16 protein-coding genes are annotated in these 21,441 nt (G+C 73.0%); 12 read left to right on the top strand and 4 right to left on the bottom strand.

Annotated elements, in window-relative coordinates:
• Positions 1-14 precede the first annotated feature (14 nt).
• The 4 genes from ACZ5DC_RS30650 (at position 15) to ACZ5DC_RS30635 (ending at position 4,394) form a co-directional block, all read left to right on the top strand.
• Entirely contained in the window at positions 15-617 is a 603-nt protein-coding gene (locus ACZ5DC_RS30650) for a hypothetical protein (RefSeq protein WP_468658032.1), read from the top strand.
• Between the two features lie 207 nt (positions 618-824).
• The gene (locus ACZ5DC_RS30645; protein WP_468658030.1) at positions 825-1,016 is read left to right on the top strand and encodes a hypothetical protein; all 192 of its coding nucleotides are present in this window, start codon (positions 825-827) and stop codon (positions 1,014-1,016) included.
• 95 nt (positions 1,017-1,111) lie between these two features.
• On the top strand, positions 1,112-4,150 hold the full coding sequence (locus tag ACZ5DC_RS30640) for a helix-turn-helix transcriptional regulator (protein ID WP_468658152.1): 3,039 nt from the start codon (positions 1,112-1,114) through the stop codon (positions 4,148-4,150).
• Between the two features lie 37 nt (positions 4,151-4,187).
• Positions 4,188-4,394: a DUF6191 domain-containing protein gene (locus tag ACZ5DC_RS30635; protein ID WP_366753838.1), complete on the top strand. Its 207-nt coding sequence runs from the start codon at positions 4,188-4,190 to the stop codon at positions 4,392-4,394.
• 9 nt (positions 4,395-4,403) lie between these two features.
• Here the strand turns inward: ACZ5DC_RS30635 and ACZ5DC_RS30630 are convergent, their stop codons facing one another.
• Together ACZ5DC_RS30630 and ACZ5DC_RS30625 are read right to left on the bottom strand one after the other, a co-directional pair.
• Positions 4,404-5,549 carry a PQQ-dependent sugar dehydrogenase gene (locus ACZ5DC_RS30630; protein WP_468658150.1) on the bottom strand — a complete coding sequence of 382 codons (1,146 nt, stop codon included), beginning with the start codon at positions 5,547-5,549 and terminating at the stop codon, positions 4,404-4,406.
• Positions 5,550-5,746: 197 nt separating this feature from the next.
• On the bottom strand, positions 5,747-6,745 hold the full coding sequence (locus ACZ5DC_RS30625; protein ID WP_468658028.1) for an aldo/keto reductase: 999 nt from the start codon (positions 6,743-6,745) through the stop codon (positions 5,747-5,749).
• A 75-nt stretch (positions 6,746-6,820) separates the two neighbouring features.
• Between ACZ5DC_RS30625 and ACZ5DC_RS30620 the strand changes: the two genes are divergently transcribed.
• From ACZ5DC_RS30620 to serA, 6 genes are all read left to right on the top strand, one after another.
• Positions 6,821-7,798: a 2-hydroxyacid dehydrogenase gene (locus ACZ5DC_RS30620; RefSeq protein ID WP_468658026.1), complete on the top strand. Its 978-nt coding sequence runs from the start codon at positions 6,821-6,823 to the stop codon at positions 7,796-7,798.
• Between the two features lie 374 nt (positions 7,799-8,172).
• Positions 8,173-11,190 (top strand): putative bifunctional diguanylate cyclase/phosphodiesterase, encoded by a 3,018-nt coding sequence (locus ACZ5DC_RS30615; protein WP_468658024.1) that lies wholly within the window; start codon positions 8,173-8,175, stop codon positions 11,188-11,190.
• Between the two features lie 244 nt (positions 11,191-11,434).
• The gene (locus ACZ5DC_RS30610) at positions 11,435-13,285 is read left to right on the top strand and encodes an acetolactate synthase large subunit (RefSeq protein WP_468658022.1); all 1,851 of its coding nucleotides are present in this window, start codon (positions 11,435-11,437) and stop codon (positions 13,283-13,285) included.
• A 20-nt stretch (positions 13,286-13,305) separates the two neighbouring features.
• Positions 13,306-13,830 (top strand): acetolactate synthase small subunit, encoded by a 525-nt coding sequence (gene ilvN / locus ACZ5DC_RS30605; RefSeq protein ID WP_121786755.1) that lies wholly within the window; start codon positions 13,306-13,308, stop codon positions 13,828-13,830.
• Positions 13,831-13,948: 118 nt separating this feature from the next.
• Positions 13,949-14,947: a ketol-acid reductoisomerase gene (gene ilvC / locus ACZ5DC_RS30600; RefSeq protein ID WP_366753844.1), complete on the top strand. Its 999-nt coding sequence runs from the start codon at positions 13,949-13,951 to the stop codon at positions 14,945-14,947.
• Positions 14,948-15,171: 224 nt separating this feature from the next.
• Entirely contained in the window at positions 15,172-16,761 is a 1,590-nt protein-coding gene (serA, locus tag ACZ5DC_RS30595) for a phosphoglycerate dehydrogenase (RefSeq protein ID WP_468658019.1), read from the top strand.
• A 66-nt stretch (positions 16,762-16,827) separates the two neighbouring features.
• Here serA and ACZ5DC_RS30590 read toward each other — a convergent pair whose 3' ends face one another.
• Complete coding sequence (locus ACZ5DC_RS30590; RefSeq protein WP_468658017.1) at positions 16,828-18,363, bottom strand: MFS transporter; 1,536 nt, start codon at positions 18,361-18,363, stop codon at positions 16,828-16,830.
• 97 nt (positions 18,364-18,460) lie between these two features.
• On the opposite strand from ACZ5DC_RS30590, the gene ACZ5DC_RS30585 reads away from it, so the two are divergent.
• Positions 18,461-19,045, top strand: coding sequence for a TetR/AcrR family transcriptional regulator (locus ACZ5DC_RS30585; RefSeq protein ID WP_468658015.1), 585 nt, complete (start codon positions 18,461-18,463; stop codon positions 19,043-19,045).
• Between the two features lie 12 nt (positions 19,046-19,057).
• Here the strand turns inward: ACZ5DC_RS30585 and ACZ5DC_RS30580 are convergent, their stop codons facing one another.
• On the bottom strand, positions 19,058-20,347 hold the full coding sequence (locus tag ACZ5DC_RS30580; protein ID WP_468658013.1) for a PucR family transcriptional regulator: 1,290 nt from the start codon (positions 20,345-20,347) through the stop codon (positions 19,058-19,060).
• Between the two features lie 165 nt (positions 20,348-20,512).
• On the opposite strand from ACZ5DC_RS30580, the gene ACZ5DC_RS30575 reads away from it, so the two are divergent.
• On the top strand, positions 20,513-21,439 hold the full coding sequence (locus ACZ5DC_RS30575) for a proline dehydrogenase family protein (protein ID WP_468658011.1): 927 nt from the start codon (positions 20,513-20,515) through the stop codon (positions 21,437-21,439).
• The last annotated feature ends 2 nt before the right edge of the window (positions 21,440-21,441 follow it).

Genomic DNA, 21,441 nt, shown 5'->3' with positions numbered 1-21,441 from the left:
GTACGGTGCCAGGCATGGCAACGAACACAGCGGAAGGCGCCACGGGCGGCACTGAGGCCGGCACCGGGGCGCGCAAGGACGACGAGACGACGACGGCCGCCGCTCCCGCGGCGCAGCAGGCCGCCGAGAACGAGGCCCTCGAGGAGCCGGCCTCCGAGGAGGCCGCGGAAGCCGACGGCGGCGAGGCGGGCGATGCGACGGAAGCCGCCGGCGGCAAGGCGCCCTCCGGGGTCGGCCAGGGCGCCGGCGCCGTCGTCTCCGCGGCGCTGGGCCTGGTCTCGCTCAGCGGCGGCTGGATCGGCACCGTCGCGTCCGCGCGCGAACAGCTCGTCGGCCAGTTGCAGACGTCCTCCACCGCGAGCGTCGCCCGGCAGATCAAGGAGGTCTACGGCGACGCCTGGCACACCACCGCCCTGTGGGCCGGCCTGTTCGCGCTCGCCGCGCTGATCACCGGCGTGGTCGTGCTGGCCCGGCCCGCGTTCGGCACGCCCGGACGCCCGCAGCCCGCGTGGATCAAGTCGGTCGCCTGGGCGGGCGTCTCGCTCGGCGTCATCGGACTGCTGCTCGCCGTCCTGAAGTACTCCGACGCCCTGCTCGGCCTGCCCTCGACCGGCTGAGAGCGCGCCGGGGCCCGCAGCCCAGGGGGGCCTTAGGGCGCGTGTGAGCGACTCACCGCCGCCCTAAGGCCCCTTACGCGTGCGTGCGGCCCGCCCGCCGCCGCGAAGATGCGGCACTCTCCCGATGTGGCGGACCCCTCCGGGAAACGAGGGTGGAGGCGTCGCGGAAAGCGGCACACGACACCGTCCCTCCCGGAAGGACCCGCCATGTACGCCCTCGAACTGCACCGCCTGCGCTCCGCCGAACTGCGTCGCACGGCCCAGGAGGACCGCCTGGCCCGCGAGGTCCTGCGGTCCCGCCGCGCCGCCCGCCGCGCCGACGCCGCCGGCGACGGTGCCCCGGCCGCCGAGTCGCATACCGACCGCCCCCGCCGGCACCGGCTGCCACGCACCGCGTGACCCTGCCGCCCGCCGGCACGGCAGCGCCGGCCACCGGTACGACCATCACACAGGGGGTGTGGAAAACCGGTGCCGGGCCGTTCCGGCCCCGTGCGATGCTCGGGCCCGTGGAGAACAGGTCCGTCAGTCCCGTGTTCGTCGGCCGCGCCGACGAGCTGGACACGCTGAACGACGCGCTCGCCCGTGCCGCCCGGGCCGAGCCGCAGGCGCTGCTGCTCGGCGGCGAGGCCGGCGTGGGCAAGACCCGCCTCGTGGAGGAGTTCGCCACCGCCGCCGCCCGGCACGACGCCGTCGTCGCCGTCGGCGGCTGTGTGGAGATCGGCGCGGACGGACTGCCGTTCGCCCCCTTCTCCGCGGCGCTGCGCGCCCTGCGCGACACCCTGCCCGAGGAGTTCGCCGCGGCGGCGGCCGGCCAGGAGGAGGAACTGGCCCGGCTGCTGCCCGACCTCGGCGAAGCCGGCTCCGGCCGCCCCGACGAACAGGGCACGGCCCGCCTGTTCGAGCTCACCGCCCGGCTGCTGGAGCGGATCGCCGCCGAGCACACCGTCGTCCTCGTCCTGGAGGACCTGCACTGGGCCGACGCCTCCACCCGTCACCTCCTCGCCTACCTCTTCCGCACCCTGCGCGCCGGCCGCCTCCTCGTCCTGGCCACCTACCGCTCCGACGACATCCACCGCCGCCACCCGCTGCGCCCGCTGCTCGCCGAACTGGACCGGCTGCGCACCGTCCGCCGCGTCGAACTCGCCCGCTTCACCCGCGAGGAGGCCGGCCGCCAGATCGCGGGCATCCTCGCCGCCGAACCCGATCCCGCACACGTGGACGAGATCTACGCACGCTCCGACGGCAACGCCTTCTTCATCGAGGAGCTGGCCGTCGCCGCCACGACGGGCGACTGCACCGGCCTCAGCGACTCCCTGCGCGACCTGCTCCTGGTCCGGGTCGAAGCACTGCCCGAGCCCGCCCAGCGGGTCGCCCGGATCGTCGCCGAGGGCGGCTCCACGGTGGAGTACCGGCTGATCGCCGCCGTCGCCCGGCTCGCCGAGGACGACCTCATCGAGGCGCTGCGGGCCGCCGTCGGCGCCAACATCCTCACCGCCGCCCGCACCGGCGACGGCTACCGCTTCCGGCACTCCCTGGTCCGCGAGGCCGTCGCCGACGACCTGCTGCCCGGCGAACGCTCCCGGCTCAACCGCCGCTACGCCGAGGCCCTGGAGGCCGACCCGGCCCTGGTCCCGGCCGACGCCCGCGTGATGCGCCTGGCCAGCTACTGGTACCACGCCCACGACGCCGCGAAGGCCCTGCCCGCCGTCCTGTCCGCCGCCGTCGTCGCCCGCCGCCGGCACGCCTACACCGAGCAGCTGCGGCTGCTGGAACGGGCGATGGAGCTGTGGGACAGCGCCCCGGCGCAGGTCCGCTCCGCCCTGCGCCCGGTCGACTACGCCGAGGTCTACCCCCCGTGCGGCTGCGACCCGGCCGGCACACCGCTGCGCTACCTCGACCTGCTCGCCGAGGCGGCCGTGGCGGGCCGCTTCGGCGGCGAGCGGGAACGCGCCCTGAAGATCACCAAGCGGGCCCTGCGCCTCCTGGAGGAGGAGCCGGACCCGCTGCGCGCCGCCTGGTTCTGGGTGCAGCGCTCCCGGCTGATCCAGGCCACGGCGCGCGGTGACGGCCGGCAGGAGCTGGCCGCCGCCCAGGAGCTGGTGCGCGGACTGCCGCCGTCCGAGGTGCACGCGGAGGTGCTGGCGGTCGCCGCCAGCTGGTCCATGCAGCGCCGGCCGGGCCCCGAGGCCCTGGCCGCCGCCGAGCGGGCCGTGGAGTACGCCCGCATGGTCGGCGCCCGGGAGACCGAGCTGGACGCCCGCCTCACCCTGGGCGGGCTGACCGCGGAGGCCGGCGAGCCGGAGGCCGGTCTGGCTCAGATGCGGCAGGTGCTGCGGGACACCCGCGCGGAGGGCATGCACCACGTCGCGGCCCGCGCCTATGTGAACCTGCCGTCCGTGCTCCAGAGCGTCGGCCGGGACCGGGAGGCCGTCCCCCTGCTGCGCGAGGGCATCGAGTTCTGCCGCGCGTACGGGATGCTGGACTCCGGGGCCTGGATGTGGGGCAACCTGTCCGAGGCGCTGTACTCGCTCGGCCGGTGGCAGGAGGCCGCCGAGGCCGCCGCGCACGCCGCCCGGGTCGGCCACGGCGCCATGCCCCGCGGCGCGGGCGGCCTGCTGCGGGCCCACCTCGCCCTCGCCCGCGGCGACCACGCCGGGGCCGGCCGGCACCTCGCCGCCGCCCGCGCCTGGTACGGCACCCACGACCCGATGCCCCAGCAGTCCCTGCCCGTGGCCGGCATCGTCCTCGGGGTCGCCGCCGCCGAGGGCCGGATCACCGACGCCCGCGCGGCACTGCTCCCGGTCCTGGACGCCGGCTTCCCGCCCGGCACCCACCGCTACGGCTGGCCGCTGCTGCTGGCCGCCGCCACCGCCGAGGCCGACGCCCGTGCCCTGCCCGCCGCCCTGCCCGGCCGCGCCGAGACCCTCGACCGCCTGTCGAAGGCCGCACGGACCCTCACCACCGGCGTCCCGCTCTGGCAGGCCTACGACCAGTGGACCCGCGCCGAACTGCTCCGCGCCGAGGGCCGGGACACCGCCGGCACCTGGTGCCCGGTCGTCACCGCCTTCGAGTGCCTGGACCGGCCCTACGACCTCGCCCGGGTCCGCCACCGCCTCGCCGCGGCGCTGCTGGCCGAGGGCGGCGACGACGAGCGCGAGCGCGCGGTGGAACTGCTCCGGCTGGCCGGGGCGGTCGCCGGCCACCTCGGCGCGCGCCCCCTCGCCGACGCCGTGGCCCGGCTCGCCCAGCGCGCCCGCCTCACCCTGACCGGCGCGACCCGCCAGGCCCCCGCCGACCCGGCCACGGCACTCGGCCTCACCAGCCGCGAGCGGGACGTCCTGCACCTGGTCGCGGCCGGCCGCACCAACCGCCAGATAGCGGCGGAGCTGTTCATCTCCCCGAAGACCGCGAGCGTGCACGTCTCCAACATCCTCGGCAAGCTCGGCGTCTCCGGCCGGGGGGAGGCGGCGGCCGTCGCCCACCGGCTGGGGCTGTTCGCGGCCGGGACGCTCACTGCCGAAACACCGGGCTGAGACCTACGCTGGAGGAAACCGGCAGTGAGGGGGAGCCGTGTTCAACGCCTTCGAGGAACTGTTCGCACCCGGCCGTAAGCACACCCGGGACGAGCAGAACCGGCTGGAACTGACCCGCGAGGACGTGGGCGACAACGACCCCGGCCGCGGTCCCATAGACCTGACCTCCGGGAAGGCGGTGATACGCCTGCCGGACAGGGCGCCGGCCGAGCCGGAGCCCGAAGCGCCCACCGGGGACGCGTAGCCGCACGGCTCACCGCACCCGCAGCTCCAGCACCCGGTCGTCGCCCTTCTTCGGGGTGCCCCGGCCGTCCGTGTTGCTCGTCACCAGCCAGAGTCTGTCGCCGCCCGCCGGGACGACCGTACGCAGCCGGCCGTAGGCGCCCTTGAGGAACGCCTGCGGGGCGGCCGAGGCCGACGTCCCGTTCAGCGGGACGCGCCACAGCCGTGCGCCCTTCAGGCCCGCCATCCAGATCACGCCGTTCACGTAGGCGATGCCGCTGGGGGAGGCGTCGTCGGTGTGCCACTGGGCCACCGGGTTGTGGAAGCCGGCCTCCGAGGACCTGCCCTCGGCCCGGGGCCACCCGTAATCGCCACCGGGCTCGATCGCGTTCAGCTCGTCCCAGGTGTCCTGCCCGAACTCCGAGGCGAACAGCCGCTGTCTGTCGTCCCAGGCCAGCCCCTGGACGTTGCGGTGGCCGTACGAGTACACGGGCGAGTCGGGGAACGGGTTGCCCGGAGCCGGTTCGCCGTCCGGGGTCAGCCGCAGGATCTTGCCGCCCAGCGACTTCCGGTCCTGCGCCAGGCCCTTCTCCCCGCTCTCGCCGGTGCCCGCGTACAGCATGCGGTCGGGACCGAACGCGATCCGGCCGCCGTTGTGGATGAACCCCTTCGGGATGCCCTTGAACACCGTGTCCGGGGCGCCCAGTTGCTCACCGGCCGGCTTCCGCTCGTCGTACAGCATGCGGACGACGCGGTTGTCCGAGGCCGAGGTGAAGTAGGCGTCGATCATGTGGTCCGAGGCGAAGTCGGGGGAGAGGGCGATGCCCAGCAGGCCGCCCTCGCCGGCCGGCGAGACCCCGGAGACCGTGCCCAGCTCGGTCGTCCGGCCGGTCTTCTCGTCGATCCGGCTGATCGTGCCCTCGTTCCGGGAGGAGACCAGCAGGCCGCCGCCGGGCAGCGGAGCCAGCCCCCACGGTGTCTTCAGGCCCTCGGCCACCGTGCGCAGCACCTCCACCGAGCCCTTGGCCGGAGGGAGCGGCGCGGCCGAGGCGGTGCCGTGCCCGGAAGCGGTGGCCCCGGAGGTCGTCGCGCCCGGGAACGGGCCCGGGACGCCACCGCCGTCGGAGGAGCAGCCGGCCACCGCCAGGAGGGCGGCCACGGCCAGCGCGGCAGGCACAGCTCTACGTCGCACGATCACGGTTCCCTTCGCCGCGGCGGTCCGGTGGCGCTCCACAGGCGGGCCCGACGGCACGCTCTCCCTGTCGGACACCGGCCATGCCCCCACGGGTTCCCGATCCCCACCGGCCGGCCGCGAAAACCTCGGTCACGTGTCCGCCGGGTGGCGGGCGGCCCGTACCTCCCGTGGTGGCCGGATCAGTCCCACGATCCCTGGGCGGGCGGCAGCCCGGCCACCTCCGCCAGATCCCGCGCGGTCAGCCGCAGCCCGGCCGCCGCCGCGTTCTGCGCCGCCCAGCGCTCCCGCTTGGTGCCCGGCAGCGCGATCACGTGCGGGCCCTGCGCCAGCACCCAGGCCAGGGCCACCTGGGCCGGGGTGATGTCCTCGCCGTGCCGGCGGGCTATGCGCCGCAGGCCCGCGACGATCGGCTGGTTGGCCGCCATCATCTCGGCGGTGAACCGGGGGTGCCGGGCGCGCACGTCGTCCGGCTCGAAGCCCTCGCCCGGCGTCAGCGTGCCGGTCAGGAAGCCGTTGCCCAGCGGCATCGCCGCCAGGAAGCCCACCCCGCGCGCCTCGCACCACGGCAGCAGCTCCCGCACCGCCTCCGGCGACCACACCGACAGCTCCGCCTGCACCGCGGCCACCGGGAACACCTGCTGCACCCGCTGCAACTGGCGCAGCGTCGTGTCGTACAGCCCGGCCCCCGGGCGGCGCCCGCCGCGCGCGCCCACCGCGCACAGACCGAGGGCCCGCACCTTCCCGGCCCGCACCAGGTCCGCCATCGCGCCCCAGGTCTCCTCGACGGGTATCTCGGGATCGGCGCGGTGCAGCTGGTACAGGTCGATCACATCGGTCTGGAGCCGCCGCAGCGAGGCGTCGCAGGCACGCCGCACATAACCGGGCCGGCCGTTGGCCACGATGTGCTGCTCGCCCACCAGCAGCCCCACCTTCGTCGACACGAAGGCGTCCCGGCGCCGCTCCTTGAGCACCCGGCCGAGCAGCAGCTCATTGGTGAACGGGCCGTACATGTCCGCGGTGTCCAGGAGGTCGCAGCCCAGGTCCAGCGCGCGGTGCACCGCTCTGACCGACTCCTCACCCCGCCGGCGCGATCCGCTGTACGCCCAGCTCATCGGCATGCATCCGAGTCCGACGGCCCCCACCGCGAGCGCCCCCGCGCCGATCGTCCTGCGCTCCACCTGCTCGTGAACCTCCCTCAGCCCGGCCCCCAACCTAACCTCTGCGCGCGGACGTGCCTGACATAGCCTCCTGGCATGAGTGCAGACGTGTGGCTTCCCATTCCGCCCGAGGAGATCGAGGGGCTGCCCGAGGGGCCCCGCTACCTGTTCTGGGACGGGGGAGAGGACGGCGCGCAGCCGTATCCCGGCGACCCGGCGCAGTGCGCCGTCTACGTGGTGCCGTACATGAAGCGGCTGTCGGTCCGGGTGGGCCCCCTGGAGCACCTGAGGAACGTACGGCTGATCCAGACGCTCACCGCCGGCGTCGACGACATCACCGGGCAGCTGTCGGTGATCCCGCCGGGTGTGCGGCTGTGCAACGCGCGCGGGGTGCACGAGACGAGCACGGCCGAGCTGGCGCTCACCCTCACCCTCGCCGCGCTGCGCGGCATCCCCGGCTTCGTCCGCGCCCAGCAACAGGAGCGCTGGACGGGCGGTTTCCACCCCGCCCTCGCCGACAAGAACGTGCTGATCGTCGGGTACGGGGCCATCGGCGCCGCCATCGAGGACCGGCTCGTGCCCTTCGAGGTCGCGCGGGTGGCGCGCGTTGCGCGCTCCGGTCGCACAACCGCGCGCGGTCCCGTGCATCCGATCGCCGATGTGCTTCCACTGCTTCCACACGCGGATGTCGTGATCCTCTGCACCCCGCTCACGGACGAGACCAGGGGACTCGTCGACGCCGGCTTCCTCGCCCGGATGAAGGACGGCGCGCTGCTCGTCAACGTCGCGCGCGGGCCCGTGGTGGACACCGAGGCGCTCCTCGCCGAGCTGGAGCGGGGCCGGATCACCGCCGCCCTGGACGTCACCGACCCCGAACCGCTGCCCCCCGGCCACCCCTTGTGGCAGGCGCCCGGAGTGCTGATCAGCCCGCATGTCGGCGGGCCCTCCTCGGCCTTCCTGCCCCGCGCCGGGAGGCTGCTCGCCGACCAGTTGACCCGGTTCGTGAACCGGCAGCCCCTGCGGAACGTGATCCTGACGACCGGACCCGAAACCAGGGGAGCAAACGGGCGCTAGGCCGCTACCGGCACCCTCCGCAACCTTTCGGACGCGGCCCGTACCCGCATCCCCGCTGGTCGTCACGGAGCGTAGAGAGGCTATGTCCCTGAGTGACGATACTGGTGTATCGTCCCGACAGGGGCAGCGCCGACTGACCACTCGGCGCCGGGGATGGACTTTTCAGATTCGTGAGGGGGGCGACGGGCGATGCACGGCCTATGGACGAACGATCCGACGCGGCGGAGCCGCCGACGGCGACCCTGGCGCAGGCGCGGACACCACACCAGCCACCACAGCCACAACGAGCGCGGGCACAGCGGTCGTCGCAGGCATGCGCACCCCGCGCACCGGGACCGCCGGGACACGGGGGCGGCGCTCACCGGGAGGCCCCGGTGAGCGCCCCGCCGTCCGTGACGACCACCCTCGACGGAGCGGCGCGCGCACCGCACCCGCACGAGGCACCGCCGCCCCGCCGGCCGCGCATCGGCGGCAACACCCGGCTGATGGAGCAGCTCGTCCTCGCCCTGATCTGCGCGGCCTACGCCGTCGGAGCCGCGTTCGACTGGGGCGCGAGCCAAGTCGCGCTGGTCATGGGCGACTTCGGCCTGAGCGCGGCGGCGGGCACCGCCGCCGTCTCCTGCTTCCTCTACGCCCGCAGCCGGCGCGTGCGCTTCCGCTCGGCCTGGCTGCTGTTCTCCCTCTCCTCGCTCATGGCCGCGCTGGGCAACGCGATCTGGGGCTGGTACGAGGTCGTGCTGGACCGGCCCGTGCCCAGCCCCAGCTACGCCGACCTGTTCTTCCTCTGCTTCGCACCGCCCGCCATCGTCGGCCTGCTGGTCCTCGCCAAGCGGCCCGTGACGAGGGCGGGCTGGATCTGCCTGGGACTGGACGCCTGGCTGATCGGCGGCTCGCTGCTCACCCTCTCCTGGAGCCTCGCCCTCGCCCAGGCGGCCCGGATCGAAGGCTCCAGCGTGGCGCACGCCGCGCTGTCCCTGGCGTATCCGCTGCTCGACATCGCGCTCGTCAGCATGGTCCTCGCCCTGCACTTCCGCCGCGCCCCGGGCAACCGCACGGCGGTGAACACCGCGATCGGCGCGCTCGCGCTGACCGTGATGTGCGACGCCCTGTTCACCTCGCCGCTGCTGCACAGCAGCTACCGCTCCGGGCAACTGCTGGACGCGGGCTGGTTCGCCGGCTCGCTGCTGCTCGCCTACGCGCCCTGGGCCGCGCCCCGGCGCCGGCGCGCGCGGGAGGCACGCCCGGCGGACGGGCACACGCGCGTGGTCCACGAGCACCGGCCGGGACGGCTGAGCACGGGCCGGCAGCCGCCCCTGTCCGCGCCGGGCGGCGAGCACCCCCGGTACCCGTCGGGCCGGCCGCTCACCGGCTCGCTCGCCGCCCTCACCCCGTACCTCGCCGCCGCGGTGTGCACCCTGGGCATCCTGTACAACGTCCTCAACGGCCGCAGGCCCGACCACGTGGTGCTGATCACCGCGGGCGCCGTGGTGCTGGCGCTCGTCATCCGGCAGGGCATCATGCTGCTGGACAACATCACCCTCACCCAGGAACTGGCGCAGAAGGAGAACCACTTCCGCTCCCTGGTGCAGGGCTCCAGCGACGTCATCATGATCGCCGCGCCCAACGGCATCCTGCGGTACGTCTCCCCGGCCGCCGCCGGGGTGTACGGCAGGTCCGCCGAGGAGCTGGTGGGCACCGAGCTGGCCGGGCTCATCCACCCGGAGGACCTCGGCTGCGTGGTGCACGAGGTGCGCCGGTTCCTCGCCGCGAGCCCGCTGGAGGAGCCCACCACGCGCATCGAGTGCCGGTTCCGCTCCGGCGACGGCGGTTGGCTCAACGTCGAGTCGACCGTCAACCGGCACCACGGCGGACTGATCTTCAACAGCCGGGACGTGACCGAGAGGGTGCGGTTGCAGGCCCAGTTGCAGCACAACGCCGAGCACGACCCGCTGACCGACCTGCCCAACCGGGCGCTGTTCACCAAGCGTGTGCAGCAGGCCCTGTCCGGCCGCCGGGCCACCGACCGGGGCGCCGCGCTGCGGGGCACGGCGGTGCTCTTCATCGACCTGGACGGCTTCAAGGCCGTCAACGACACGATCGGGCACCAGGCCGGCGACGAACTGCTGATCCAGGCCGCCCGCAGACTCCAGGACGCGGTCCGGCAGGGGGACACCGCCTCCCGGCTGGGCGGCGACGAGTTCGCGGCCCTGATCGTCGGGGACGGCACCCGGGACCGGGCCGCCCGCGAGCGGAACATCCTGGAGCTCGCCGACCGTCTCAGAGTGACCCTCTCCCACCCGTACGCCATCGACGGCAACGACGTCAGGGTCAACGCCTCCATCGGCGTCGCCTTCGCCGAACCGGGCCTCGGCGCGGGCGAGCTGCTGCGCAACGCCGACCTGGCGATGTACCGCGCGAAGTCGGCCGGGAAGGGCCGGGTCGAGCTGTACAAGCCGCAGATGCAGCAGGACGTCGTCCGCAAGGCGGAGCTGGCCACACGGCTGCGCGCCGCGCTGCACGACGGCGAGTTCGCCCTGCTGCACCAGCCCGTGGTGTGCCTGCAGAACGGCCGGATCACGGCGGTCTCCGCACAGGCGCGCTGGCGCTCCTCGCAGGGGGTGCTGTTCACACCGGCCGAGTTCCTGCGGGTGACCGAGGACGGCGACAAGACCGCCGAGCTGGACCGCTGGATCCTGCGGGAGGCCGTGGAGCAGGCGGCCGAGCGGGCCGCGACCGGGGCCGTCGTCCCCGTGGCGGTCCGGACGAGCGCCCGGCGGCTGCTGGATCGCTCGATGCCGCTGGGCTCGGTGGAGGGGCTGCTGACCCGGCACGGGCTGCCGCCCGGGGCTCTGGTCATCGAGCTGTCCGAGACCGATCCCCGCGTCCCCCTGGACGAGCTGGAGCGGCGGCTGACCGCGCTGAGCCGGCTCGGGGTGCGGATCGCGCTGGACGGCTTCGGCAGCGGCTACGCGGCCATCACGGCGCTCAGAAGGCTGCCCGTGGACATCCTCAAGCTCGACCGCGGCCTGGTCGAGGGCGTGGTCGAGTCGGCGCGGCTGCACAAGATCACCAGTGGTCTGCTGCGGATCGCCGGCGATCTCGGGCTCCAGTCGGTCGCCGAGGGCGTGGACCTGCCCGAGCAGGTGGTCGCGTTGCGGGCGATGGGGTGCACCCATGGGCAGGGCATGGCGTTCGCCGGCCCGCTGGACGAGTACCGGCTGCGCCGGGCGCTCGGATCCGGCCACTACCCGGTGCCGCACGCCCCGGCCGAACCCGCGTTCGCGGGCAGTGCCAGGGAGCCGGAGAGGGTGTACACAGGGGGTGTCCCGGCCGTCTTCGGAGGCGGCAGTGCCCTCCGCTCACATTCTGAGACTCCCGTCCCACCCACTTGACACGCGGTGCGTGCCGGGGGGAGGGTCAGTGCCATGCGCACCCGAATTCTCGTACTTGGACAGCGCGTCGGCTGAGCTGGGACCCACCGGAGGACGATCCGGAATCCCCAGCGACCTCACCGGCGCGCTCCCCTCGCTTGCCTTACGGCACGAGGGGTTTTTTGTTGCACGAGTGCCTTGCGTGCAGCGCTCGAAATCCGCCCGAACCTCGCAAAAAACCCTCAGCATCGAGAAGAGAATGCCGATGACCGAGCAGGCCACCGGGGCCCACCATCCGCAGCCGCGGCCCCGTTCCGGAGGACAGCAGTCCGCCCCCGTCGAGCACGTCACGGGTGCGCAGTCCCTCATCCGCTCCCTCGAGGAGGTCGGCGCGGACACGGTATTCGGCATTCCCGGCGGCACGATCCTGCCGGCGTACGACCCGCTGATGGACTCCACCCGGGTGCGGCACGTCCTGGTCCGGCACGAGCAGGGCGCCGGCCACGCCGCCACCGGCTACGCGCAGGCCACCGGCAAGGTGGGCGTCTGCATGGCCACCTCGGGGCCCGGCGCCACCAACCTGGTCACCCCGATCGCCGACGCCAACATGGACTCCGTCCCGCTGGTCGCGATCACCGGGCAGGTGGTGTCCTCCGCGATCGGCACGGACGCCTTCCAGGAGGCGGACATCGTCGGCATCACCATGCCGATCACCAAGCACAGCTTCCTGGTCACCAAGGGCGAGGACATCCCGCGGGTGATCGCGCAGGCGTTCCACATCGCCTCGACCGGCCGTCCCGGCCCGGTCCTGGTCGACATCCCGAAGGACATCCTCCAGAAGAAGACCACCTTCTCCTGGCCGCCCGTCATGGACCTGCCCGGCTACCGCCCGGTGACCAAGCCGCACGCCAAGCAGATCCGCGAGGCCGCCAAGCTGATCACCGCCGCCCGGCGGCCCGTCCTGTACGTCGGCGGCGGCGTCCTCAAGGGGCGTGCCACCGCCGAGCTGAAGGTCCTCGCCGAGCTGACCGGCGCCCCGGTCACCACCACCCTGATGGCGCTCGGCGCGTTCCCCGACAGCCACCCGCAGCACCTGGGCATGCCCGGCATGCACGGCAGCGTCGCCGCCGTCACCGCGCTGCAGAAGGCCGACCTGATCGTGGCCCTCGGCGCCCGCTTCGACGACCGCGTCACCGGCAAGCTGGACAGCTTCGCCCCCTACGCCAAGATCGTCCACGCGGACATCGACCCGGCCGAGATCGGCAAGAACCGCGTCGCCGACGTGCCGATCGTCGGCGACGCCCGCGAGGTCATCGCCGACCTGGTCCAGGCCGTCCAGAAGGAGCACAGCGAGGGCCACCGGGGCGACTACACCGCCTGGTGGAGCGACCTCAACCGGTGGCGCGAGACCTACCCGCTCGGCTACGACCAGCCCGGGGACGGCTCGCTCTCCCCGCAGGCGGTCATCGAGCGCATCGGGCAGCTCGCCCCCGAGGGCACGATCTTCGCGGCGGGCGTCGGCCAGCACCAGATGTGGGCCGCGCACTTCATCCAGTACGACACCCCCGCCACCTGGCTGAACTCCGGCGGCGCCGGGACGATGGGCTACGCGGTCCCGGCCGCGATGGGCGCCAAGGCCGGCCGGCCCGGCCGTACCGTCTGGGCGATCGACGGCGACGGCTGCTTCCAGATGACCAATCAGGAGCTGACCACCTGCGCCCTGAACAACATCCCGATCAAGGTCGCCATCATCAACAACGGCGCCCTCGGGATGGTCCGCCAGTGGCAGACCCTCTTCTACAACCAGCGCTACTCCAACACCGTGCTGCACAGCGGCCCCGACGACGTCAACCCGGAGGCCAAGGGCACGCGCGTGCCGGACTTCGTGAAGCTGTCCGAGGCGATGGGCTGCGTGGGACTGCGCTGCGAGCGCCCGGAGGACCTGGACAAGGTCATCGCGGAGGCCAACTCCATCAACGACCGCCCGGTCGTCGTGGACTTCATCGTCCACGAGGACGCGATGGTCTGGCCGATGGTCGCCGCCGGCACCTCCAACGACGAGATCATGGCCGCCCGGGACGTCCGCCCCGACTTCGGCGACAACGAAGACGACTGAGCGAGGAAGAGCCAGAAGACATGTCCAAGCACACGCTCTCCGTCCTGGTGGAGAACACGCCGGGCATCCTCGCCCGCATCGCCGCCCTGTTCTCCCGGCGCGGATTCAACATCGACTCACTCGCGGTCGGCGTCACCGAGCACCCGGACATCTCCCGCATCACCATCGTGGTGGGCGTCGAGGAGCTGCCGCTGGAGCAGGTGACCAAGCAGCTCAACAAGCTCGTCAACGTGCTGAAGATCGTGGAGCTGGAGCCCGGTCAGGCCGTGCAGCGTGAACTCGTTCTGGTGAAGGTCCGCGCCGACAACGAGACCCGCTCCCAGATCGTGGAGATCGTCCAGCTGTTCCGCGCCAAGACCGTCGACGTCTCCCCGGAGGCCGTGACCATCGAGGCCACCGGTTCCGGTGAGAAGCTGTCCGCCATGCTCAAGATGCTGGAGCCGTACGGCATCAAGGAGCTGGTCCAGTCCGGCACGATCGCGATCGGCCGTGGCGCCCGTTCGATCACGGACCGCTCGCTGCGCGCTCTCGACCGGACGGCGTAAGACTGGGAACGGGCGGCCGGCGATCAACGGCCGCCCGTATGCCGAGACCCCCGAACTTCCTTCCCGCCCGCCGTCATACGGTGGGACGCACCACCCGCACACAAGGAGAGAACCCAAAGTGGCCGAGCTGTTCTACGACGCCGACGCCGACCTGTCCATCATCCAGGGCCGCAAGGTCGCGGTCATCGGCTACGGCAGCCAGGGCCACGCCCACGCCCTGTCGCTGCGTGACTCCGGTGTGGACGTGCGTGTCGGTCTGCACGAGGGCTCCAAGTCCAAGGCCAAGGCCGAGGAGCAGGGCCTGCGCGTGGTGACCCCCGCCGAGGCCGCCGCCGAGGCCGACGTCATCATGATCCTCGTCCCGGACCCGATCCAGGGCCAGGTGTACGAGGAGTCCATCGCGCCGAACCTGAAGGACGGCGACGCGCTGTTCTTCGGTCACGGCTTCAACATCCGCTTCGGCTTCATCAAGCCCCCGGCGGGCGTGGACGTCTGCATGGTCGCCCCGAAGGGCCCGGGCCACCTGGTGCGCCGCCAGTACGAGGAGGGCCGCGGCGTCCCGTGCATCGTGGCCGTCGAGCAGGACGCCTCCGGCAACGCCTTCGCGCTCGCCCTGTCGTACGCCAAGGGCATCGGCGGCACCCGCGCCGGCGTCATCAAGACCACCTTCACCGAGGAGACCGAGACCGACCTCTTCGGCGAGCAGGCCGTGCTGTGCGGTGGCACCGCCGCGCTGGTCAAGGCGGGCTTCGAGACGCTGACCGAGGCCGGCTACCAGCCGGAGATCGCGTACTTCGAGTGCCTGCACGAGCTGAAGCTGATCGTGGACCTCATGTACGAGGGCGGCCTGGAGAAGATGCGCTGGTCCATCTCGGAGACCGCCGAGTGGGGCGACTACGTCACCGGCCCGCGCATCATCACCGACGCCACCAAGGCCGAGATGAAGAAGGTCCTCGCCGAGATCCAGGACGGCTCGTTCGCCCGCAACTGGATGGACGAGTACCACGGCGGTCTGAAGAAGTACAACGAGTACAAGAAGCAGGACTCCGAGCACCTGCTGGAGACGACCGGCAAGCAGCTGCGCAAGCTGATGAGCTGGGTCAACGAAGAGGCGTGAGCCGCTGACAGGGGCCGGGGCGGACTGCTCCGGCCCCTGTTGTCCACCCCGTCCAGCCACGGACGGGTGATCCTTCCGCAGAGGCGCAATGCGACGCCCGCCGCGCCACTATGCTTCTGCACAACACGCGTCAGGCCCACAGCGTCGTGCGTCTTCCGCGGCTAGCCCCTCCTCCGCCTGCGGCCGTCGGGACGGCCGTCCGCATCGCACATGTGAGGACTCACGTGAGCTCGAAACCTGTCGTACTCATCGCTGAAGAGCTGTCGCCTGCCACCGTCGACGCACTCGGTCCGGACTTCGAGATCCGGCACTGCAACGGAGCGGACCGCTCCGAGCTGCTGCCGGCCATCGCCGACGTGGACGCGATCCTGATCCGTTCGGCCACCAAGGTCGACGCCGAGGCCATCTCCGCCGCGAAGAAGCTCAAGGTCGTCGCCCGGGCCGGCGTCGGCCTGGACAACGTCGACGTCTCCGCCGCCACCAAGGCCGGCGTGATGGTCGTCAACGCCCCGACCTCCAACATCGTGACCGCCGCCGAGCTGGCCTGCGGTCTCATCCTCTCCACCGCCCGCAACATCCCGCAGGCCAACGCCGCGCTGAAGAACGGCGAGTGGAAGCGCAGCAAGTACACGGGCGTCGAGCTGGCCGAGAAGACGCTGGGCGTCGTGGGCCTGGGCCGCATCGGTGCCCTCGTCGCGCAGCGCATGTCCGCCTTCGGCATGAAGGTCGTCGCCTACGACCCCTACGTGCAGCCCGCGCGGGCCGCGCAGATGGGCGTCAAGGTGCTCTCCCTGGACGAGCTGCTGGAGGTCTCCGACTTCATCACCGTCCACCTGCCCAAGACCCCCGAGACGCTCGGCCTCATCGGCGACGAGGCGCTGCGCAAGGTCAAGCCCAGCGTCCGCATCGTCAACGCCGCGCGCGGCGGCATCGTGGACGAGGCGGCGCTGTACGCGGCGCTGAAGGAGGGCCGGGTCGCCGGCGCCGGCCTCGACGTGTACGCCAAGGAGCCCTGCACCGACTCCCCGCTCTTCGAGCTGGACCAGGTCGTCTCCACCCCGCACCTCGGCGCGTCGACGGACGAGGCGCAGGAGAAGGCCGGTATCGCCGTCGCCAGGTCCGTCCGCTTGGCCCTCGCCGGTGAGCTGGTGCCGGACGCCGTCAACGTCCAGGGCGGTGTCATCGCCGAGGACGTCAAGCCGGGCCTGCCGCTCGCCGAGCGCCTCGGCCGCATCTTCACCGCGCTCGCCGGTGAGGTCGCGGTCCGCCTCGACGTCGAGGTGTACGGCGAGATCACCCAGCACGACGTGAAGGTGCTGGAGCTGTCCGCGCTCAAGGGCGTCTTCGAGGACGTCGTCGACGAGACCGTGTCCTACGTCAACGCCCCGCTGTTCGCGCAGGAGCGCGGGGTGGAGGTCCGCCTGACCACCAGCTCGGAGTCGGGCGACCACCGCAACGTGGTCACCGTGCGCGGAACGCTGGGCACCGGCGAGGAGGTGTCGGTCTCCGGCACGCTGTCCGGCCCGAAGCACGTGCAGAAGGTCGTCGCGGTCGGTGAGTACGACGTCGACCTCGCGCTCGCCGACCACATGGTGGTGCTGCGTTACGAGGACCGCCCGGGTGTCGTCGGCACCGTCGGCCGCATCCTCGGCGAGGCGGGCATCAACATCGCCGGCATGCAGGTCGCCCGCGCGGCCGTGGGCGGGGAGGCGCTGGCCGTACTGACCGTCGACGACACGGTGGGCGCCACCGTCCTGGCCGAGGTCGCCTCCGAGATCGGCGCCACGTCGGCCCGGTCGGTCAACCTGGTCTGATCCACCTGTGCCGCAACGCCGGACGGGCTGAGGTGCTCCTCAGCCCGTCCGGCGTTTTTCCCGCGCCTACCTCTGCCCGGCCCCGGTCCTCCGCAGCGTCGCCGCCGCCCCCACCGCCGCCAGCACCAGGATCACCGCCCCGGCCAGCGCGGCGCCCCGCATGCCGCTGGTGAACGCCTCCCGTGCCGTGGCGAGCAGGGTCTGCCCGCTCCGGCCGGGCAGCCGCGCCGCGTCGGCCAGCGCACCGCCCAGGGTCTCGCGGGCCCCGGCCGGGGCGGTGACCGGCATCGCGTGGCGGTAGACCGCCGTGCCGACGGAGCCCAGGACCGCCATGCCGAGTGCGCCGCCGAACTCGGTGCCGGTCTCCAGCAGCGAGGAGGCGGTGCCCGCCCGTTCCGCCGGCGCCGCGCCCATCGCCAGGTCGGTCAGCTGGGACATCACCATGACCGCCCCGCAGGCGAGGACGCCGGCGCCGGCCAGCACCAGCCACAGGGAGTCGGTGCCGATGAGGGTGAGCAGGGCGTACCCGGCCGCGCTGACCGCGAAGCCGCCGGCGACGACGTGTCCGCGGGGGACGCCCCGCTGGACGAGCTGGGCGCTGACCGGTCCGGCGACCCCGATGAAGACCGACGGCAGCAGGCTCCACAGGGCCGCCTGGAGCGGGCTCTTGCCGAGGACGGACTGGAGGTACTGCGTGGTGAAGACGGCCGAGCCCATCAGCCCGAACGCGCAGACGAGGGTCAGGACCAGCGACGGGGTGAAGCCGCGGCCCCGGAAGAGGGCCGGCGGGATCAGCGGTGAGGCGCCGGTGCGCTGGCGCCGGACGAACAGGGCCGCGAAGAGCAGGCCGACGGTGATCGAGACGGCGTACGCCGGGTGCCACCCCTCGGAGGGGATCTCCTTCAGGCCGTAGACGACGGGGAGCACGGCGGCCAGGGACAGCGGGACGCCGAGCCAGTCGAAGCGGCCGGGCGCGGGGTGCCTCGACTCGGGCAGCAGGACCGGGCCGAGGAGGAGCAGCAGCGCCATCGCGGGCAGGTTGACCAGAAAGACCGAGCCCCACCAGAAGTGCTCGACCAGGATGCCGCTCATCACCGAGCCGAGGGCGATGCCCCCGGTCATCACGCCGGACCAGATGCCGATCGCCTTCGCCCGCTGGGCCGGGTCGGTGAACATCGTGCGCAGCAGGCCCATCGTGGAGGGCATCAGGGTGGCGCCGCCGATGCCGAGGACCGCGCGGGCCGCGATCAGGGTCTCGGCGCTGTCCGCGTAGGCCGCGAGGAGCGAGGCGGCGCCGAAGGCCGCGGCGCCCATGAGCAGGAGCCTGCGGCGGCCGACGCGGTCGCCGAGCGAGCCCATCGTCAGCAGCAGGCCGGCCAGGACGAAGCCGTAGACGTCGAAGATCCACAGTTGCTGGGTGCCGCTCGGGCGCAGGTCGGCGCTGATCGCGGGGGTCGCGAAGTAGAGGACCGAGACGTCCATCGAGACCAGGAGCAGCGGCAGCATCAGCACGCCGAGCGCGGTCCACTCGCGGCGTCCGGCGCGGGCGGGTGCGCTGCCGGCGCCGGCGGGGTCGGTGGTGCTCGTCGGGTTCATCGTCATGCCGAGGACTGTACGAGCGTCTTAAACGCTTGTATAGGACAACTGTATAAGTCATGCGTCTAGGACGGTTGTATGAATCGCGGGGTAGGGTGGGCCCATGGGACACCGTGAGGATCTGCTCGAAGGCGCCAAGCGCTGCCTGCTGGACAAGGGCTTCCTGCGCACCACCGCGCGCGACATCGTCAAGGAGTCGGGCACCAACCTCGCGTCCATCGGCTACCACTACGGCTCGAAGGACGCGCTGCTGGTGCAGGCGTACGTCTCGCTGATCGAGGGCGTCGGCGAACGCTTCGACCCCGGCCTGGACGGCGAGATGACCCAGCCCCCGGGCTCGCTGGAGCGCTTCCGTGAGGTGTGGGCCGGCATCATCCGGACCGTGCCCGAGTCACGGGCGATCTGGCTGCTCAGCTTCGAGCTGATGTTCCAGGACGACCGGCTCGAAGAGGTGCGCAAACTGCTCGCCGAGGCCCAGAAGGAAGGCCGCGCGGGACTCGTCCCGCTGTTCAACGGCGTCCCCGAGCCGGCCCTGGACGAGAAGACGATCGACACCGAGGGGCGCCTCTACCAGACCCTCCTCAACGGCCTCATGGTCCAGTGGCTCTTCGACCCCGGTACGGCCACCACCGCCGAGCAGCTCACCGAGGGGCTGCGGCGGGTGATCGCGCAGGCCGCGCGGAGCTGACCGCGCCGGGCGTCACAGCCGCGCCCGCTTCAGTGCCATGTGCAGCAGCAGCCGGTCCTCCCCGTCGTCCAGGTCCAGCCCGGTGAGCTGTTCGACGCGGGACAGGCGGTAGTAGAGGGTCTGGCGGTGGATGCCCAGCTCGGCCGCCGTGCGGCCGGCCTGCCCGGCGCAGTCGAGGTAGACCTCGGCCGTGCGGGCCAGCTCCCGGTGGGCGGGGGACAGGAGCGGGCCGATGACCCGGTCGTAGGCGGCCTCCGGCGGCAGCGCGGTCAGCAGCCGGTACGCCCCGATCCGCGCCCACTGCGCGACCGGACCGAACCGTGGCTCGGCCAGCGCGGCCCGCGCGGCGGCCGACGCCTCCTGCCAGACCGTGCCCAGCTCGGTGAGGCCGGTGCGGGGCTCGCCGACCCCGGCCGCGCAGCCGGTGGCGCCGGCGGCCCGGGCCCCGGCGGCGAACCCCGCCGCGACCGCCGCCGCCACCTGTGCCCCCGCCCCGCGCGCCGCGCCGCCCGGCGCCCCACGGGCCCCGTCGGCCTCCTTCAGCAGCCGCGCGGCCGCCGCCAGCGCGGGCGCGCTGGACTCCGTGGTCCGCAGGCGCACCAGCAGCGCGAGGCTCTGCCCCGAGGCGCCCCACGGCAGTGTGCACAGCGCCGTGGCGTGCGGGATCGTCCGGGCGGCGGGGGCGTCGTCCGGGTCGGCCGACGGCCACGGCGCCACGCAGACCAGGGTGTGCGGGCCGTCGGCGCGGGGTCCCAGCGCGGTGCGCAGCTCCGCCACCGCCATGTCCCGCTGCCAGCCGCGTTCCGCGGTGAGCACGGCCCGCAGCTCCCGGCTCAGCCCCGCCCCGGCCTCCGCCTCGTCCGCGAGCAGCGCGCCGATCCGGCCCGCGACCCGCAGGGCGGCGGCGAGCTGGGCGTCCGTCGGCCCGGGATCGCTGTCCAGCAGCCAGACGTAGCCGAGGACGACGCCCCGGTGGCGCACCGGCAGGCAGATCCGGCCGCGGTAGACACCCGCCTCCGGGCTCGGCGGGATGCGGACCGGCCCGGTCGCGCGCGTGATGCCGAAGCCCTCGAACCAGGCGCGGACCGCCGCCGTGGAGCGCCGGGTCAGGATCGAACGGGTGCGCACCGGGTCCAGCGCGGTCGGGTCCAGCTCGTCCTCGCTGTCGTAGGCACCGAAGGCGATCAGCTCGAAGTCACGGTTCTCCAGGGTCGCCGGCACCCCCAGCAACTCGGAGAGCTCGTCCACCAGCTCCTGGTAGTCCGCCTTGAATTCAGCCGCCACCCGGGCATTCTCCCCCATTTCCCGGACACCTTCATACATCTGTCTGAGATCCCGTGCACGGATGCGTGACAGCTGTCGATGGCCGACGATCGGAGGGATCCATAGGTTTCACGGTGGTTCTCCGTGCCGTACCCGAATCGTCGGGTGACGGCCGTATTTGGTGCTTGTCTGTGGAGGTGCCCCGTGCTGGGTCCCGTGATTCTCGCCGCGTCGCGCAGCGACCGGATGCGACGCCTGATCTCGGCGGCCCCGGTGACCAAGCAGGTCGTCGACCGCTTCATCCCCGGCGAGACAGTGGCCGACATCGTCCCGATCATCAAGGACCTCACGGCCAAGGGCCTGGAGCTGACGATGGACGTCGTCGGCGAGGACATCACCACCCCCGGGCAGGCCACCGCCGCCCGGGACGCCTACCTGGCGCTGATCGACCACCTCAGGGACCTGGGGCTGGGCGAGCGCGTGGAGATGTCCGTCAAGCTGTCCATGTTCGGCCAGGCGCTGGAGGGCGGCCACGAGCTGGCGCTCGCGAACGTCCGCCCGGTCGTCGAGGCCGCCGCCGCCATCGGCACGACCGTGACGCTCGACGCCGAGGACCACACCACCCTCGACTCGATGTTCGCCATCCACGAGGAGCTGCGGAAGGACTTCCCGCAGACCGGCTGCGTCATCCAGGCCTACCTCTTCCGCACCGAGGCCGACGCCCGCCGCCTCGCCGAGAGCGGCAGCCGCGTCCGCCTGGTCAAGGGCGCCTACAAGGAGCCCGCCGAGGTCGCCTACCAGCAGAAGCACGAGATCGACAAGGCCTACGTGCGCATCCTGAGGACGCTGATGGAGGGCGAGGGCTACCCGATGGTCGGGTCCCACGACCCGCGGCTCATCGCCATCGCCCAGGAGCTGGCCCACAAGGCCGGCCGCAAGCTCGACGAGTACGAGTTCCAGATGCTGTACGGCATCCGCGGCGAGGAGCACCTGCGGCTGGCCGCCGAGGGCCACCGCATGCGCGTCTACACCGCCTACGGCACCGACTGGTACGGCTACTTCATGCGCCGCCTGGCGGAGAAGCCGGCCAACCTCCGGTTCTTCCTCCGCAGCATGGTCAGCAAGGGCTGAGC

Source organism: Streptomyces sp. NPDC031445 (genome assembly GCF_055581365.1).
This window is presented reverse-complemented; position numbering and strand designations above follow the sequence as displayed.